The following is a 13711-nucleotide window of genomic DNA, read 5'->3' on the forward strand; positions in this document are numbered from 1 at the left end:
GCCATCCGGCAACAGATGTATCGCAAGTAAAAAGATCAGGAGTGAGCGATGTGTACGACATGTGGTTGCGCTGAAGGCAACCTATATATAGAGGGTGATGAGCATAATCCCCACTCGGCGTTTCGCAGCGCGCCATTTGCCCCAGCGGCTCGTCCGGCGCTGAATATTACCGGTGTGAAGACCTCAAATTTCACACCGAGCCAGACCGAAGAAGGCGATTTGCACTACGGTCACGGTGAGGCAGGAACCCACGCACCAGGTATGAGTCAACGCCGTATGCTGGAAGTGGAAATTGACGTACTGGACAAAAACAACCGCCTCGCCGAGCGCAACCGTGCCCGCTTTGCGGCCCGTCAGCATCTGGTACTGAACCTTGTTTCAAGCCCGGGCTCTGGTAAAACCACCCTGCTGACCGAAACGCTGATGAAGCTGAAAGATAGCGTGCCGTGCGCCGTTATTGAAGGTGACCAGCAGACGGTGAACGATGCCGCCCGTATTCGCGCCACTGGCACACCCGCCATTCAGGTCAACACCGGTAAAGGTTGCCACCTTGACGCACAAATGATTGCTGACGCCGCGCCGCGTTTGCCGCTTGACGATAACGGTATTCTGTTCATTGAAAACGTCGGCAACCTGGTCTGCCCGGCCAGCTTCGACCTCGGCGAGCGCCATAAAGTGGCCGTGCTTTCAGTAACCGAAGGTGAAGACAAACCGCTGAAATACCCGCATATGTTTGCCGCCGCATCGCTGATGCTGCTCAATAAAGTGGATCTGCTGCCGTACCTCAATTTTGACGTTGAAAAATGCATCGCCAGCGCCAGGGAAGTGAACCCGGGGATTGAGATTATCCTAATTTCCGCCACCAGTGGTGAAGGGATGGATCAATGGCTCTCCTGGCTGGAGACGCAGCGATGTGCATAGGTGTTCCGGGTCAAATCCGCACCATTGATGGCAACCAGGCCAAAGTCGACGTTTGCGGTATTCAGCGCGACGTTGACCTGACGCTGGTCGGTAGCTGTGATGAACATGGCCAACCGCGCCTCGGCCAGTGGGTACTGGTCCACGTCGGTTTTGCCATGAGCATCATTAATGAAGCTGAAGCGCGCGATACGCTCGACGCGCTGCAAAACATGTTTGACGTTGAGCCGGATGTCGGCGCGTTGCTGTACGGCGAGGAAAAATAAATGCGTTTTGTTGACGAATACCGCGCACCAGAGCAGGTGATGCAGTTGATAGAGCACCTGTGTGAACGTGCCGCCCACCTCTCCTACACGGCTGAACGCCCGCTGCGAATCATGGAAGTTTGTGGTGGTCATACCCACGCTATCTTCAAATTCGGGCTCGACCAGTTGTTACCGGAAAACGTGGAGTTTATTCATGGTCCGGGTTGCCCGGTTTGCGTTCTGCCAATGGGCAGAATCGACAGCTGTGTAGAAATTGCCAGCCATCCAGAAGTGATTTTCTGCACCTTTGGCGACGCTATGCGCGTCCCGGGTAAGCAAGGCTCCCTGCTGCAAGCCAAGGCGCGCGGTGCGGATATCCGTATTGTCTATTCACCGATGGATGCACTGAAGCTGGCACAGGAAAACCCAACGCGTAAAGTGGTGTTCTTTGGCCTGGGTTTTGAAACCACAATGCCAACGACCGCTATCACCCTGCAACAGGCAAAGCAGCGTGACGTGCAGAACTTTTACTTTTTCTGCCAGCACATCACGCTTATCCCTACGCTGCGTAGCCTGCTGGAACAGCCGGACAACGGTATCGACGCCTTTTTAGCACCGGGCCACGTCAGCATGGTGATTGGCACCGACGCCTACAACTTCATTGCTTCAGATTTCCATCGCCCGCTGGTGGTCGCCGGTTTTGAACCGCTCGATCTCCTGCAAGGCGTAGTGATGTTAATTGAGCAGAAAATTGCAGCCCAAAGCCAGGTAGAAAACCAGTACCGCCGCGTGGTACCGGATGCCGGTAACGCGTTAGCGCAACAGGCCATTGCCGAGGTGTTCTGCGTCAATGGTGACAGCGAATGGCGCGGTCTGGGCGTTATCGAATCTTCTGGCGTTCACCTGACGCCGGACTATCAGCGCTTTGATGCCGAAGCACATTTCCAGCCAGCGCCGCAGCAGGTGTATGACGATCCGCGCGCGCGTTGTGGGGAAGTGCTGACGGGCAGATGTAAACCACATCAGTGCCCGTTATTTGGCAAAACGTGTAACCCGGAGACCGCGTTTGGCGCCCTGATGGTCTCCTCAGAAGGCGCATGTGCCGCCTGGTATCAGTATCGTCAGCAGGAGTGTGAAGCATGAACAGCGTACAACTCGCCCACGGTAGCGGCGGTCAGGCTATGCAGCAGTTGATCAACAGTCTGTTTATGGAGGCTTTCGCGAATCCGTGGCTGGCGGAACAAGAAGATCAAGCGCGTCTGGAACTGGCACAACTGGTGGCAGAAGGCGACCGTCTGGCGTTTTCAACTGACAGCTACGTTATCGATCCATTGTTCTTCCCCGGCGGCAATATCGGCAAGCTGGCCATCTGCGGTACGGCTAACGACGTGGCGGTCAGCGGAGCTATTCCACGCTACCTTTCCTGCGGTTTTATCCTCGAAGAGGGCCTGCCGATGGAGACACTGAAAACCGTTGTTAACAGCATGGCAGCAACCGCGCGCGAAGCAGGTATCGCCATCGTGACTGGCGATACCAAAGTCGTGCAGCGTGGTGCAGCAGACAAGCTGTTCATTAACACTGCCGGAATGGGGGCAATTCCCGCCAACATTCACTGGGGTGCACAGACTCTCAGCGTGGGTGATGTGCTGCTGGTAAGTGGCTCTCTTGGCGATCACGGCGCAACTATCCTTAACCTACGTGAACAGCTAGGTCTGGATGGCGAACTGGTCAGCGATTGTGCGGTATTAACGCCGCTTATCCAGACGCTGCGTGATATTCCTGGCGTGAAGGCGCTACGTGACGCCACCCGTGGCGGCGTGAATGCGGTCACGCATGAATTTGCCGCTGCATGCGGATTTGGTATTGAGCTGTCTGAAGCTGCCCTGCCCGTGAAGCCTGCGGTGCGTGGCGTTTGCGAGCTGCTGGGTCTGGATGCGCTCAACTTTGCTAACGAAGGCAAACTAGTGATTGCCGTTGAACGCCAGGCCGCTGAAACCGTACTTGCCGCGCTGCGCGCGCATCCGTTAGGGTGCGATGCTGCAATGATTGGTGAAGTGGTCGAACGCAAAGGTGTTCGTCTTGCCGGACTCTACGGCGTGAAACGAACCCTCGATTTACCACACGCCGAACCATTACCTCGTATATGCTAGCAGCCGGTTGGCAGCATGCTGTAGGCCGGATAAGACGCATTAGCGTCAACATCCGGCGTTAATGCTGCATTATGCCTGATACCGCTTTGCTGATCGGGCCAACGGATTGTATATCCTGGCCAGTTCAGTGGCAGGCCATCCGGCAATAATTTACGACTTATACCTATAATTCATTTACCGTTTTCGCACCGTTCTGCGGTGCTTTCCCTGGAAAAGCAATATGTCGTATACACCGATGAGTGACCTCGGACAGCAAGGCCTGTTCGATATTACTCGTACATTATTACAGCAGCCCGATCTCCCGTCTCTTAGCGAGGCGCTTTCGCAGCTGGTCAAGCGTTCAGCGCTGGCCGACTGCGCGGCTATTGTCTTATGGCAGGCACAAACGCAACGTGCGCGTTATTTTGCAACGCGTGAAAATGGTAAACCCATCGATTATGAAGACGAAACGGTGCTGGCACATGGTCCGGTACGCCGTATTTTGTCTCGCCCTGATGCGTTGCACTGCAACTATCATGAGTTTACGGAAACATGGCCACAATTGGCTTCAGGTGGACTGTATTCTGAATTTGGCCACTACTGCCTGCTGCCGCTGGCGGCAGATGGGCGCATCTTTGGCGGTTGCGAATTCATCCGTAACGAAGACCGTCCGTGGAGTGAAAAAGAATATAACCGTCTACAGACCTTCACTCAGATAGTCGGCGTCGTTGCTGAACAAATTCAAAGCAGAGTCAGCAACAACGTCGATTACGATCTGCTGTGTCGTGAGCGTGACAACTTTCGCATCCTGGTCGCCATCACCAATGCCGTGCTCTCCCGACTGGATATTGATGAGCTGGTCAGCGAAGTCGCCAAAGAGATCCACCACTACTTCGACATCGATGCCATCAGCATCGTGTTACGCAGCGATCGCAAAAATAAACTCAGTATCTATTCCACTCACTATCTGGATGAACATCATCCGGCACACGAACAGAGTGAAGTGGACGAAGCGGGAACGCTCTCTGAACGGGTCTTCAAAAGCAAAGAGATGCTGCTGATTAACCTGAGCGAACGTGACATCCTTGCCCCTTACGAACGGATGCTGTTCGAAACCTGGGGCAACCAGCTACAAACCCTGTGTCTGCTACCGCTGATGTCCGGCAATACTATGCTCGGTGTACTCAAACTAGCACAGTGCGAAGAGAAAGTTTTCACTACCGCCAACCTCAAGCTATTGCGCCAGATTGCTGAGCGTGTGGCAATTGCCGTGGATAACGCCCTCGCCTATCAGGAGATCCACCGCCTAAAGGAACGTCTGGTCGATGAAAACCTGGCGTTGACTGAACAACTCAACAACGTAGAGAGTGAGTTCGGCGAAATCATTGGTCGCAGCGAAGCGATGTACAGCGTACTCAAGCAGGTCGAAATGGTGGCGCAAAGCGACAGCACCGTCTTGATTCTGGGTGAGACCGGAACGGGTAAAGAGCTGATCGCACGAGCCATTCACAACCTGAGCGGACGTAACGCCCGTCGGATGGTGAAGATGAACTGCGCGGCAATGCCTGCCGGATTACTGGAAAGCGATCTGTTTGGTCACGAGCGTGGCGCGTTTACCGGTGCCAGCACGCAGCGGATTGGTCGTTTCGAGCTGGCAGATAAAAGTTCGCTGTTCCTCGATGAAGTTGGCGATATGCCGCTGGAGCTTCAACCTAAGCTACTGCGGGTTCTGCAAGAGCAGGAATTTGAACGCCTGGGCAGTAATAAGCTGATCCAGACCGACGTGCGCTTGATCGCCGCGACCAACCGCGATCTGAAGAAGATGGTTGCCGATCGCGAATTTCGTAACGATCTGTATTACCGACTGAACGTCTTCCCGATCCATCTGCCGCCGCTGCGTGAGCGCCCGGAAGATATTCCGCTGCTGGTAAAAGCCTTCACCTTTAAAATTGCTCGTCGGATGGGACGCAATATCGACAGTATTCCCGCCGAGGCTCTGCGCACGCTGAGCTGTATGGAATGGCCGGGTAACGTGCGTGAGCTGGAAAACGTGGTGGAACGTGCGGTTCTGCTTACCCGAGGCAACGTACTGCAACTGTCCCTTCCGGATATTGCCCCTTTGACGCCGTCTACGCCTCCGGTGGCAACCGAAGTTGCACAGGACGGTGAAGATGAATACCAGTTGATTATGCGCGTACTGAAAGAAACCAACGGGGTGGTTGCCGGTCCCAAAGGCGCGGCACAAAGGCTGGGGCTGAAACGTACAACGTTACTCTCACGCATGAAGAGATTGGGTATTGATAAGGATGCACTGGTTTAGCTAGTGTGGCTATACTGGGTGATATCTCAACGAAAGGAGGCAGTATGGCGGTATCAGCACGTAATCAATTAACCGGTACGGTGAGCGCAGTCGCTACGGGCGCAGTGAATGATGAAGTTGAACTGACGCTGGCTGGCGGCGCAAAACTGGTCGCGATTGTAACCCATAGCAGCCAGCAGGCGCTGGGTCTGGCGAAAGGGAAAGAAGCAATTGCTCTGATTAAAGCGCCATGGGTGACGCTGGCAACTGAAGACTGTGGTCTGAAGTTCTCTGCGCGCAACCAGTTTGCTGGCAGTGTTTCCCAGGTCACAGAAGGCGCAGTCAACGCCACGGTACATATCAAAACTGACGCAGGCTTCGAGATTGTTGCCGTCGTCACCAACGAAAGTCAGCAAGAGATGAAACTGAGTCAGGGAAGCCGTGTTGTTGCGCTGATCAAAGCCTCAGCTATTCTGATTGCCACCAAAGCGTAATCGCCATTCATCACCGCATGGCTAAGTTGCCCGATGGCGCAATGCGCATCGGGCCTACGCGGCAGATGCACTTATTCTCGTAGGCCAGATAAGGCGCAGCCGCCATCCGGCGCACAGCGACCTTATTTTTTCCGCTGGTACTTCTCGGGTAACTCCGGCACTGGACGTTTGTCATCAATCAGGTGGCGTACGGTCAGAATCGGGTGACGCCAGAGCATTCTCGGCCCAGCCCAACGCATAATTTGCTTCATCTCTTCGCGTTTAGCCGGTTGATAACAGTGCACTGGACACTGTTTACAGGCCGGTTTTTCCTCACCAAATACGCACTTGTCGAGGCGCTTTTGCGCATAGGCAAATAACGCATCGTAATGCCCCGGCTCGTCTGAAGCCTGCGGGCACTGGCTCTCGTAGAGCGAAATCATTCTCTGGATCGTCATTTTTTCACGTGCAATGCGTTTGCCGGACATGATGCCTCCACAATTAAGTTGCATAAATAATACACCTTAACTAAGCACAGAACTATTACCTGAAGGTGATACATCCTTAGCAACCTACGCAAATAAGAATTATTTTCATTTATTTATGCCATGTGCTATATAACATAGCAAAGGCTATATTCGATGATAAATTAACCATTTTGTTGCGAGGGATACTATGCCGCATCTGCCCCATCTGAAGTCATTTCTCCTTGCCAGCGTGTTAACAGCGCTGACGCTGTCACCCGCCTGGGCGAAAGAAAAATTCAAAGTGGTAACCACCTTTACGGTGATTGCCGATATGGCAAGCAATGTGGCAGGCGACGCGGCGGACGTTAGTTCTATCACCAAACCGGGTGCTGAAATTCACGAATATCAACCAACCCCAGGCGATATTAAACGGGCGCAAGGCGCACAGCTTATTCTCTCCAACGGCCTTAACCTCGAACTATGGTTTGCCCGCTTCTACCAAAATTTGTCCGGCGTACCGGAAGTGATGGTCTCAAACGGCGTGCAACCAATGGGCATCAGCGAAGGGCCGTACAACGGTAAACCAAACCCGCACGCCTGGATGTCAGCGGAGAACGCGCTTATCTACGTGGATAACATTCGTGATGCGCTGATCAAATACGATCCGGACAATGCCGCAACCTACCAGAATAATGCGCAGAATTATAAAGCGAAAATCCAGCAGACTCTGGCGCCACTGCATACAGAGCTGGCAAAGCTCCCTGCTGATAAACGCTGGCTGGTCACCAGCGAAGGCGCATTCTCTTATTTAGCTCGTGATAACAATCTCAAGGAGCTGTATCTGTGGCCGATCAATGCTGATCAGCAAGGTACGCCCAAGCAGGTACGCAAGGTTATCGATGCCATCAGAGCACATCATATCCCAACGGTATTTAGCGAAAGCACGGTGTCCGACAAACCTGCGCGTCAGGTTGCCCGTGAGTCTGGCGCACATTACGGCGGCGTGCTGTATGTCGATTCGCTCAGTGCAGCCGACGGTCCGGTACCGACCTATCTGGATTTACTGCGCGTCACCACGCAAACCATTGTTAACGGCATCAACAAGGGTCTGGAGAGCCAACCATGAGTCACTCTGCGATTACCGTAAATCAGGTTACGGTGACGTATCGCAATGGTCATACCGCATTGCGGGACGCCACTTTTCAGGTTCCGGGCGGCTCAATTGCCGCTCTGGTCGGCGTAAACGGTTCAGGAAAATCAACGCTTTTTAAAGCGCTGATGGGTTTTGTCCGCCTGGCGCAGGGGGAAATCTCAATTCTGCAACAGCCGGTAAATAAGGCGCTCAAACAGAATCTGATCGCCTATGTCCCCCAGTCAGAAGAGGTGGACTGGTCGTTTCCGGTACTGGTGGAAGATGTGGTGATGATGGGACGCTTTGGCCATATGGGCTGGCTGCGTCGACCAAAACAAATTGACCACGCCTGCGTAGATGCGGCGCTGGCGCGGGTTGATATGCTGGATTATCGCCATCGTCAGATAGGTGAACTGTCCGGTGGGCAGAAAAAGCGTGTTTTTCTGGCAAGGGCCATCGCACAGGACGGACAGGTTATTTTACTGGATGAACCCTTTACCGGCGTGGATGTAAAAACCGAGGCCCGGATCATCGACCTGCTGCGTGAACTGCGTGATGAGGGCCGAACCATGCTGGTCTCTACCCATAATTTGGGATCCGTCACTGAGTTTTGTGATTACACGGTGATGATTAAGGGCACGGTGCTGGCAAGTGGCCCCACCGAAACCACCTTTACCCCCGAGAATCTTGAACTGGCATTCAGCGGCGTACTGCGTCACGTTGCGCTGAGCGGCGGTGAACAGCACGTGATTACCGATGATGAACGCCCGTTTATTTCGCGACGCACGGCAAACGAGGGGGAATAACCATGAACTGGCTAACGGAACCGTTTGGCTACCAGTACATGCTCAACGCCATGTGGGTCTCGGCGATGGTCGGCGGCCTGTGTGCGTTTCTCTCCTGCTATCTGATGCTCAAAGGCTGGTCGCTGATTGGCGATGCGCTGTCGCATTCTATCGTTCCGGGCGTGGCAGGCGCTTATATGTTAGGGCTTCCCTTCGCGCTTGGCGCATTCCTTTCCGGCGGACTGGCGGCGGGCAGTATGCTGTTTCTTAATCAACGTTCGCGCCTGAAGGAAGATGCGATTATCGGACTGATTTTTTCGTCTTTTTTCGGTATCGGGCTGTTTATGGTGTCGCTCAATCCGATGTCGGTGAACATTCAGACCATTATTCTCGGCAACGTGCTGGCGATTGCGCCAGAAGATATTCTACAACTGGCCATCATCGGGGTTATTTCGCTAACCATCCTGTTTTTGAAGTGGAAAGATCTGATGGTGGTTTTTTTTGATGAAAACCACGCGCGCTCTATCGGTCTGAATCCGGGCCGGTTGAAGCTGTTATTTTTTACGCTGCTCTCCGTTTCCACAGTCGCCGCGCTGCAAACCGTCGGCGCATTTCTGGTGATTTGCCTGGTGGTTACGCCAGGTGCAACGGCCTGGCTGCTGACCGATCGTTTTCCACGCCTGCTCACTATCGCCGTAGCTATTGGCAGCCTGACCAGCTTTTTCGGCGCCTGGCTGAGCTACTGGCTGGACGGTGCAACCGGCGGAATTATTGTCGTTCTGCAAACGCTGCTGTTCCTGCTGGCATTTGTCTTCGCGCCAAAACACGGTCTGCTGGCGAATCGCCGCCGCGCCCGTCTGGTGAACAAGGAGTCAGTATGATCTTAACAACGCTGCTGGAACCCTTTCAGTTTGGTTTTATGGTCAATGCGCTGGTAATCTCCACCATTGTCGCCGTGCCCTGCGCGCTGCTGTCTGTATTTTTAGTACTCAAAGGCTGGGCTCTGATGGGCGATGCAATGAGCCACGCGGTTTTCCCGGGAATTGTACTGGCGTGGATTGCGGGCATCCCACTGGCAATTGGCGCATTTATCGCCGGGCTGTTCTGTGCGGTGGCGACGGGTTATCTCGACGATAACAGCCGCATCAAACGCGATACCCTGATGGGAATCGTCTTTTCCGGCATGTTTGGTGCAGGACTGGTGCTGTACGTCTCTATCCAGTCAGAGGTCCATCTCGATCATATTCTGTTCGGCGACATGCTGGGCGTATCGTTCAGCGACATCATACAAACCGCGGTTATTACGCTTGGGATAGCGCTTATTATTGGGCTTAAGTGGAAAGATCTGCTGCTGCATGCGTTCGACCCGCATCAGGCAAGGGCCAGTGGGCTTAATACTGCGCTGCTACATTACGGCCTGCTGTGCATGATCGCCCTGACGATTGTCGCCACGCTAAAATCAGTAGGGATTATTTTGTCGATCTCCTCACTGATTGCGCCTGGCGCCATTGCGATTTTAATGACGCGGAAATTTTCCCACGCCTTGTGGCTGGCGGTGATTATGTCGGTCGTTACCTCGTTTATGGGCGTGTACCTGTCTTTTTTCATCGACAGTGCACCGGCCCCCACCATCGTCGTACTATTTTCGCTACTGTTTGTGATGACCTTTATTTATTCCACCCTGCGCGATCGTCGTTTAGAACGGCGACGCCAGCAATACGACCTCTGATGGAGTGGGCAGTGATATGCCCGCTATCGTTTTTAGAATACGTAATGACAATATTCCCAGCGTCCTGAACAAATGCCCCGTTCTGAAACCATGCCATATTTACCAGCGCTATTTAATAATCAGATAGTCACTATCACATTAGATAAAAATACAGGTAAATTTTATGAGCAAGATGAGCATGTCAGAAATCTATTCTGAACCAGAGGCCTATGGCTTACCACGCAAAGGTATAACACTTAATAATAAGGAAGCTGCGTTGGTGGTAGTCGATCCACAGATCGATTTTTTAAGCCCTCAGGGTATTGGCTGGGAGGTTTTCAAAGACAGCATTATTGAAAATAATACCGTAGAAAATCTCGAGACGTTGTTCAAAATGGCAAAAGAAGCACAAATGCCTGTTTTTGTCTCTCCGCATTATTACTTTCCGCACGACCATAAATGGCAATCTACCGCACCGGGAGAAACATTTATGCACGGCACTGGAATGTTCAATCGTAAAGGTCCACTGACAATGGAAAATTTTGAAAATTCCGGCGCAGACTTTTTACCGCAGTTTAAGCCATATATTTATGATGGCGAAACGGTCATTGCCTCACCGCATAAGATTTTCGGACCAGAAACCAACGACCTGGTACTGCAATTAAGAAAACGCGGTGTCTCACAGGTCATTCTCGCCGGTATGGCTGCCAATCTGTGTATTGAATCCCATATGCGTGAATTGATTGAGCAAGGTTTTGAAGTTGTCGTCGTTAAAGATGCGACAGCGGGTCCGCGCATTCCGGAAGGTGACGGTTATCTCGCCGCTCTAACCAACTACCGCATCATTGCCAATGATTTATGGGACACCGACACCACGGTTGAAAAGGTAAAGGCAGCAGCTAAGTAATAGCTATGAGTACGGTTACCGAGGGTAATTGTATGTACAACATCGCTTATCCATTAGCCATCAAAATAAATTTCATTAAGCGCGGAGCTTTTCCATGAATCTTAAGTTAAAGGTTATTTCGGCATGTATTTTACTTTCCATGTCAGTTTCAGCTACTCAGGTATTGGCCGCTGCCAATACAAATGAGACAACTTACTTAGTTAACCGTGGTGATCCACAATTAAAGGTCAACGGCAAATATATCGATCAGATCATTGCCGAGGTAATGGCGAAAAATAATCTGCCGGGTTTATCCATGGCGATTGTTCAGGCGCCTTATATTCCGCGCTCAGCGGGATACGGTCTGGCAACAGCAGCCAATGATGAGCTTGCTTCCACCAAAACCATGTGGGGAATTGGCCCTATCACGCAAGCTTTTACTGCAGTCGCAGTAATGCAACTTGTAGAGCAAGGCAAATTGGATCTGAATACTCCTGTGAGTGTTTATTTGCCTGGCCTACCGGAAAGCTGGCATAACATTACGATTCTGGAATTAATGCAGCACTCATCCGGGATCCCTGATTTCAGATCTTTCGGCTATAAACAAGAGCAAAAATATACACCTGCGCAGCTGGTTGATCTTGTTAAAGATAAACCGCTCGAATTTAAAAACGGCACGGATATCAACTCCAGCGCAACTGACTTTATCCTGCTAGGTATGGCTATCGAGAAAGTCAGCGGAATGAGTTACGTGGACTTCGTCAACAAATACCAAATTGCGCCGTTAGGTCTGCAAAGCACCATGTTCGCAAAAGACATGCCAACGAAAGCATTCCTTGATCGCCCGACGCCTGATAAGCAACATAATCAGCATTCGAAATTTAAGTCAGAAATTGACTGGATCAACCCTGTTGAGCCTGCAACAGGTTACGTCGCAGCGGGTGACAAACTGGCGCCTGTCAGCGCGATCGCCACTGATAATCTGTACGCCTATGGTGGTCTGTGGTCGTCAGCGGAAGACATCAGTAAGTGGGATATCGGTCTTGCCGGCAGCACGCTGGTTAAAGACAAAAAGCTGCGCGACATTATCTATAGCCCGGCAAAACTGAAAAATGGCAAAGTCGTGCCTGCCATGGCCGGCTGGGAATTTACCCGCCATCCTGGTTTTCTGGAAATCAAAGGAACCACAGGTGGATTTAGTGCCTATCTGAGTCGTTTTACCGCCGGTGATGAACTGGTTTGCGTGACAATGCTGACCAACAAAGAAGGCGTAGACATGACTCAGGTGGCTCGTGATATCGCTGAAGCCTATAAAATCGGGCTGGGTTCTGGGTTAAATTCAGAGAAGATCAAAAACCAGGAAAGTAAATTCTCTGTCGATGAAACGGTCTCCCGACTGAAAGCCATTCTGAAAAGCGAAGGCGTTCCGGTATTCACTGAAATTGATCACGAGAAAAATGCCGAGGGCGCGGGAATGAACCTGAGGCCAACGAAAGTCCTGGTATTTGGTAACCCTAAAGTCGGCACAAAACTGATGCAGGATAAACAGGGTGTCGCGCTGGATCTGCCGTTACGTGTCTCCGTATGGCAGGATAAGATCGGGCGAGTTTGGGTCGGTTATGAAAACCTGGATGACGTAGCAAAAACCTACGATCTTCAGGACAAGCAGACCATTGATAAGATTGACAACTTTATGACTAAGCTGGTCAGTCGGGCTGTTGATGCTTATATCCAGTAACGGGATATAGCACTCCCAGCCTTCTCATGCTGCGGGACCGTTAAAGCTCCCGCAGCGTGTCAGCGCCAGCTTAATAGCGGGCTAAACGCCTCGCGGCCCACCAGGGCACGAAGCGCAGGTAGATGACAGTTACGCGCCAGAAGCGGAGGTACGGCAAAAATAATGTCGCCGGAGAGCATCACATTCTCAAGTTGTCCCCATAGGTACCAGCCGGTTTCAACGCCACTGTCAGGGACGCGCAAATGCAAATGCCATCCCTCCTGCGGCTCATCCGCAATCCCCAGCCACTGGCTAAATCGGGGGATTTCAGGCACAACCTGAGTCACTAACGAGCACACACCAACCTGGTTTGCCGGTATATACAACGTTAGCGCTCCCAAAGTAATACGTACCGCCGCCAAATTAGTGGGAGCCGTCATAACCGCTGGTCTCCTGATAACGCTCAAAGACCAGATTTAGATCGAGCAGCGTGTACCAGGTTTCCATCACGTTCACCACCCCCACAGCGATGCTTTGTAACGCCGGGGGCAACGAATCTCCTGGCAAATGAATTTGGCTTTCGGCGACTTCCAATACATCAATCAATTTATCTATCAGGATCCCACTTTGCATTTTCTCGGCGCATCCAATCAGAATAGTGCGCTTACCTGCCGAATTAACGGTAGGTTTATCGATCAGGCTGTCCAGTCTCATCACCGATTCCACCCGTCCACGATAGTTGATGACCCCTTCAAGCATTGGCGCACAACAGGGAACCCAGGAGATCGGGCGCTCAGCAAGGATCTCTTTAATTTGCGCCCCATAGAAGGCAAAATTTTTACCCGCCAGTTGAAATAACACCAGCGTGCGCTGGGGTTCATCAACGTTTTCACACTCCGGTTTTTCACCATGGTTCAGCGCAAGCATCTGCTCCAGCTGTTGGCTCATATTG

The 13711-nt window shown here is 52.1% G+C and carries 15 protein-coding genes; 12 read left to right on the top strand and 3 right to left on the bottom strand.

The annotated features are described in order from the left end of the window. Positions 1 to 48: 48 nt before the first annotated feature. From hypB to OGY06_RS18985, 6 genes are all read left to right on the top strand, one after another. Positions 49 to 921, top strand: coding sequence for a hydrogenase nickel incorporation protein HypB (gene hypB, locus OGY06_RS18960; protein ID WP_003037409.1), 873 nt, complete (start codon positions 49 to 51; stop codon positions 919 to 921). After that, complete coding sequence (gene hypC, locus OGY06_RS18965; protein WP_003037411.1) at positions 912 to 1184, top strand: hydrogenase 3 maturation protein HypC; 273 nt, start codon at positions 912 to 914, stop codon at positions 1182 to 1184. Before hypB ends, hypC begins: the two co-directional genes overlap by 10 nt. Next, complete coding sequence (gene hypD, locus OGY06_RS18970) at positions 1185 to 2306, top strand: hydrogenase formation protein HypD (RefSeq protein WP_003825899.1); 1122 nt, start codon at positions 1185 to 1187, stop codon at positions 2304 to 2306. Next, a complete protein-coding gene (gene hypE / locus OGY06_RS18975) occupies positions 2303 to 3313 on the top strand; it encodes a hydrogenase maturation carbamoyl dehydratase HypE (RefSeq protein WP_003825897.1) in 1011 nt (336 codons plus the stop codon). Before hypD ends, hypE begins: the two co-directional genes overlap by 4 nt. Before the next feature lie 220 nt (positions 3314 to 3533). Beyond that, positions 3534 to 5612 carry a formate hydrogenlyase transcriptional activator FlhA gene (gene flhA, locus OGY06_RS18980; RefSeq protein WP_032944751.1) on the top strand — a complete coding sequence of 693 codons (2079 nt, stop codon included), beginning with the start codon at positions 3534 to 3536 and terminating at the stop codon, positions 5610 to 5612. A 44-nt stretch (positions 5613 to 5656) separates the two neighbouring features. Continuing rightward, positions 5657 to 6085 (top strand): TOBE domain-containing protein, encoded by a 429-nt coding sequence (locus OGY06_RS18985; protein ID WP_003825890.1) that lies wholly within the window; start codon positions 5657 to 5659, stop codon positions 6083 to 6085. Between the two features lie 122 nt (positions 6086 to 6207). Here OGY06_RS18985 and OGY06_RS18990 read toward each other — a convergent pair whose 3' ends face one another. Continuing rightward, positions 6208 to 6552, bottom strand: coding sequence for a nitrous oxide-stimulated promoter family protein (locus tag OGY06_RS18990; protein ID WP_003825888.1), 345 nt, complete (start codon positions 6550 to 6552; stop codon positions 6208 to 6210). A 187-nt stretch (positions 6553 to 6739) separates the two neighbouring features. Between OGY06_RS18990 and OGY06_RS18995 the strand changes: the two genes are divergently transcribed. From OGY06_RS18995 to OGY06_RS19020, 6 genes are all read left to right on the top strand, one after another. Further along, positions 6740 to 7657, top strand: coding sequence for a metal ABC transporter substrate-binding protein (locus OGY06_RS18995; protein WP_125112827.1), 918 nt, complete (start codon positions 6740 to 6742; stop codon positions 7655 to 7657). Further along, a complete protein-coding gene (sitB, locus tag OGY06_RS19000) occupies positions 7654 to 8469 on the top strand; it encodes an iron/manganese ABC transporter ATP-binding protein SitB (RefSeq protein ID WP_003825870.1) in 816 nt (271 codons plus the stop codon). The genes OGY06_RS18995 and sitB overlap by 4 nt, the downstream gene beginning before the upstream one ends. 2 nt (positions 8470 to 8471) lie before the next feature. After that, the gene (sitC, locus tag OGY06_RS19005) at positions 8472 to 9329 is read left to right on the top strand and encodes an iron/manganese ABC transporter permease subunit SitC (RefSeq protein ID WP_008785642.1); all 858 of its coding nucleotides are present in this window, start codon (positions 8472 to 8474) and stop codon (positions 9327 to 9329) included. Beyond that, positions 9326 to 10177 (top strand): iron/manganese ABC transporter permease subunit SitD, encoded by an 852-nt coding sequence (sitD, locus tag OGY06_RS19010; protein WP_286605876.1) that lies wholly within the window; start codon positions 9326 to 9328, stop codon positions 10175 to 10177. Before sitC ends, sitD begins: the two co-directional genes overlap by 4 nt. Before the next feature lie 163 nt (positions 10178 to 10340). Beyond that, positions 10341 to 11063, top strand: coding sequence for a cysteine hydrolase family protein (locus OGY06_RS19015; RefSeq protein WP_003825864.1), 723 nt, complete (start codon positions 10341 to 10343; stop codon positions 11061 to 11063). A gap of 94 nt (positions 11064 to 11157) precedes the next feature. Further along, a complete protein-coding gene (locus OGY06_RS19020; RefSeq protein ID WP_003825862.1) occupies positions 11158 to 12780 on the top strand; it encodes a serine hydrolase in 1623 nt (540 codons plus the stop codon). Between the two features lie 59 nt (positions 12781 to 12839). On the opposite strand, the gene OGY06_RS19025 is transcribed toward OGY06_RS19020, so the two are convergent. Both OGY06_RS19025 and OGY06_RS19030 read right to left on the bottom strand, forming a co-directional pair. Next, entirely contained in the window at positions 12840 to 13199 is a 360-nt protein-coding gene (locus OGY06_RS19025; protein WP_003825861.1) for a hypothetical protein, read from the bottom strand. Next, positions 13183 to 13707 carry a chemotaxis protein CheW gene (locus tag OGY06_RS19030; RefSeq protein ID WP_003825859.1) on the bottom strand — a complete coding sequence of 175 codons (525 nt, stop codon included), beginning with the start codon at positions 13705 to 13707 and terminating at the stop codon, positions 13183 to 13185. The genes OGY06_RS19025 and OGY06_RS19030 overlap by 17 nt, the downstream gene beginning before the upstream one ends. Between the last annotated feature and the right edge of the window lie 4 nt (positions 13708 to 13711).

The sequence above is a fragment of the Citrobacter sp. Cpo147 genome (genome assembly GCF_030332405.1).
GTDB classification, from domain to species: domain Bacteria; phylum Pseudomonadota; class Gammaproteobacteria; order Enterobacterales; family Enterobacteriaceae; genus Citrobacter; species Citrobacter portucalensis.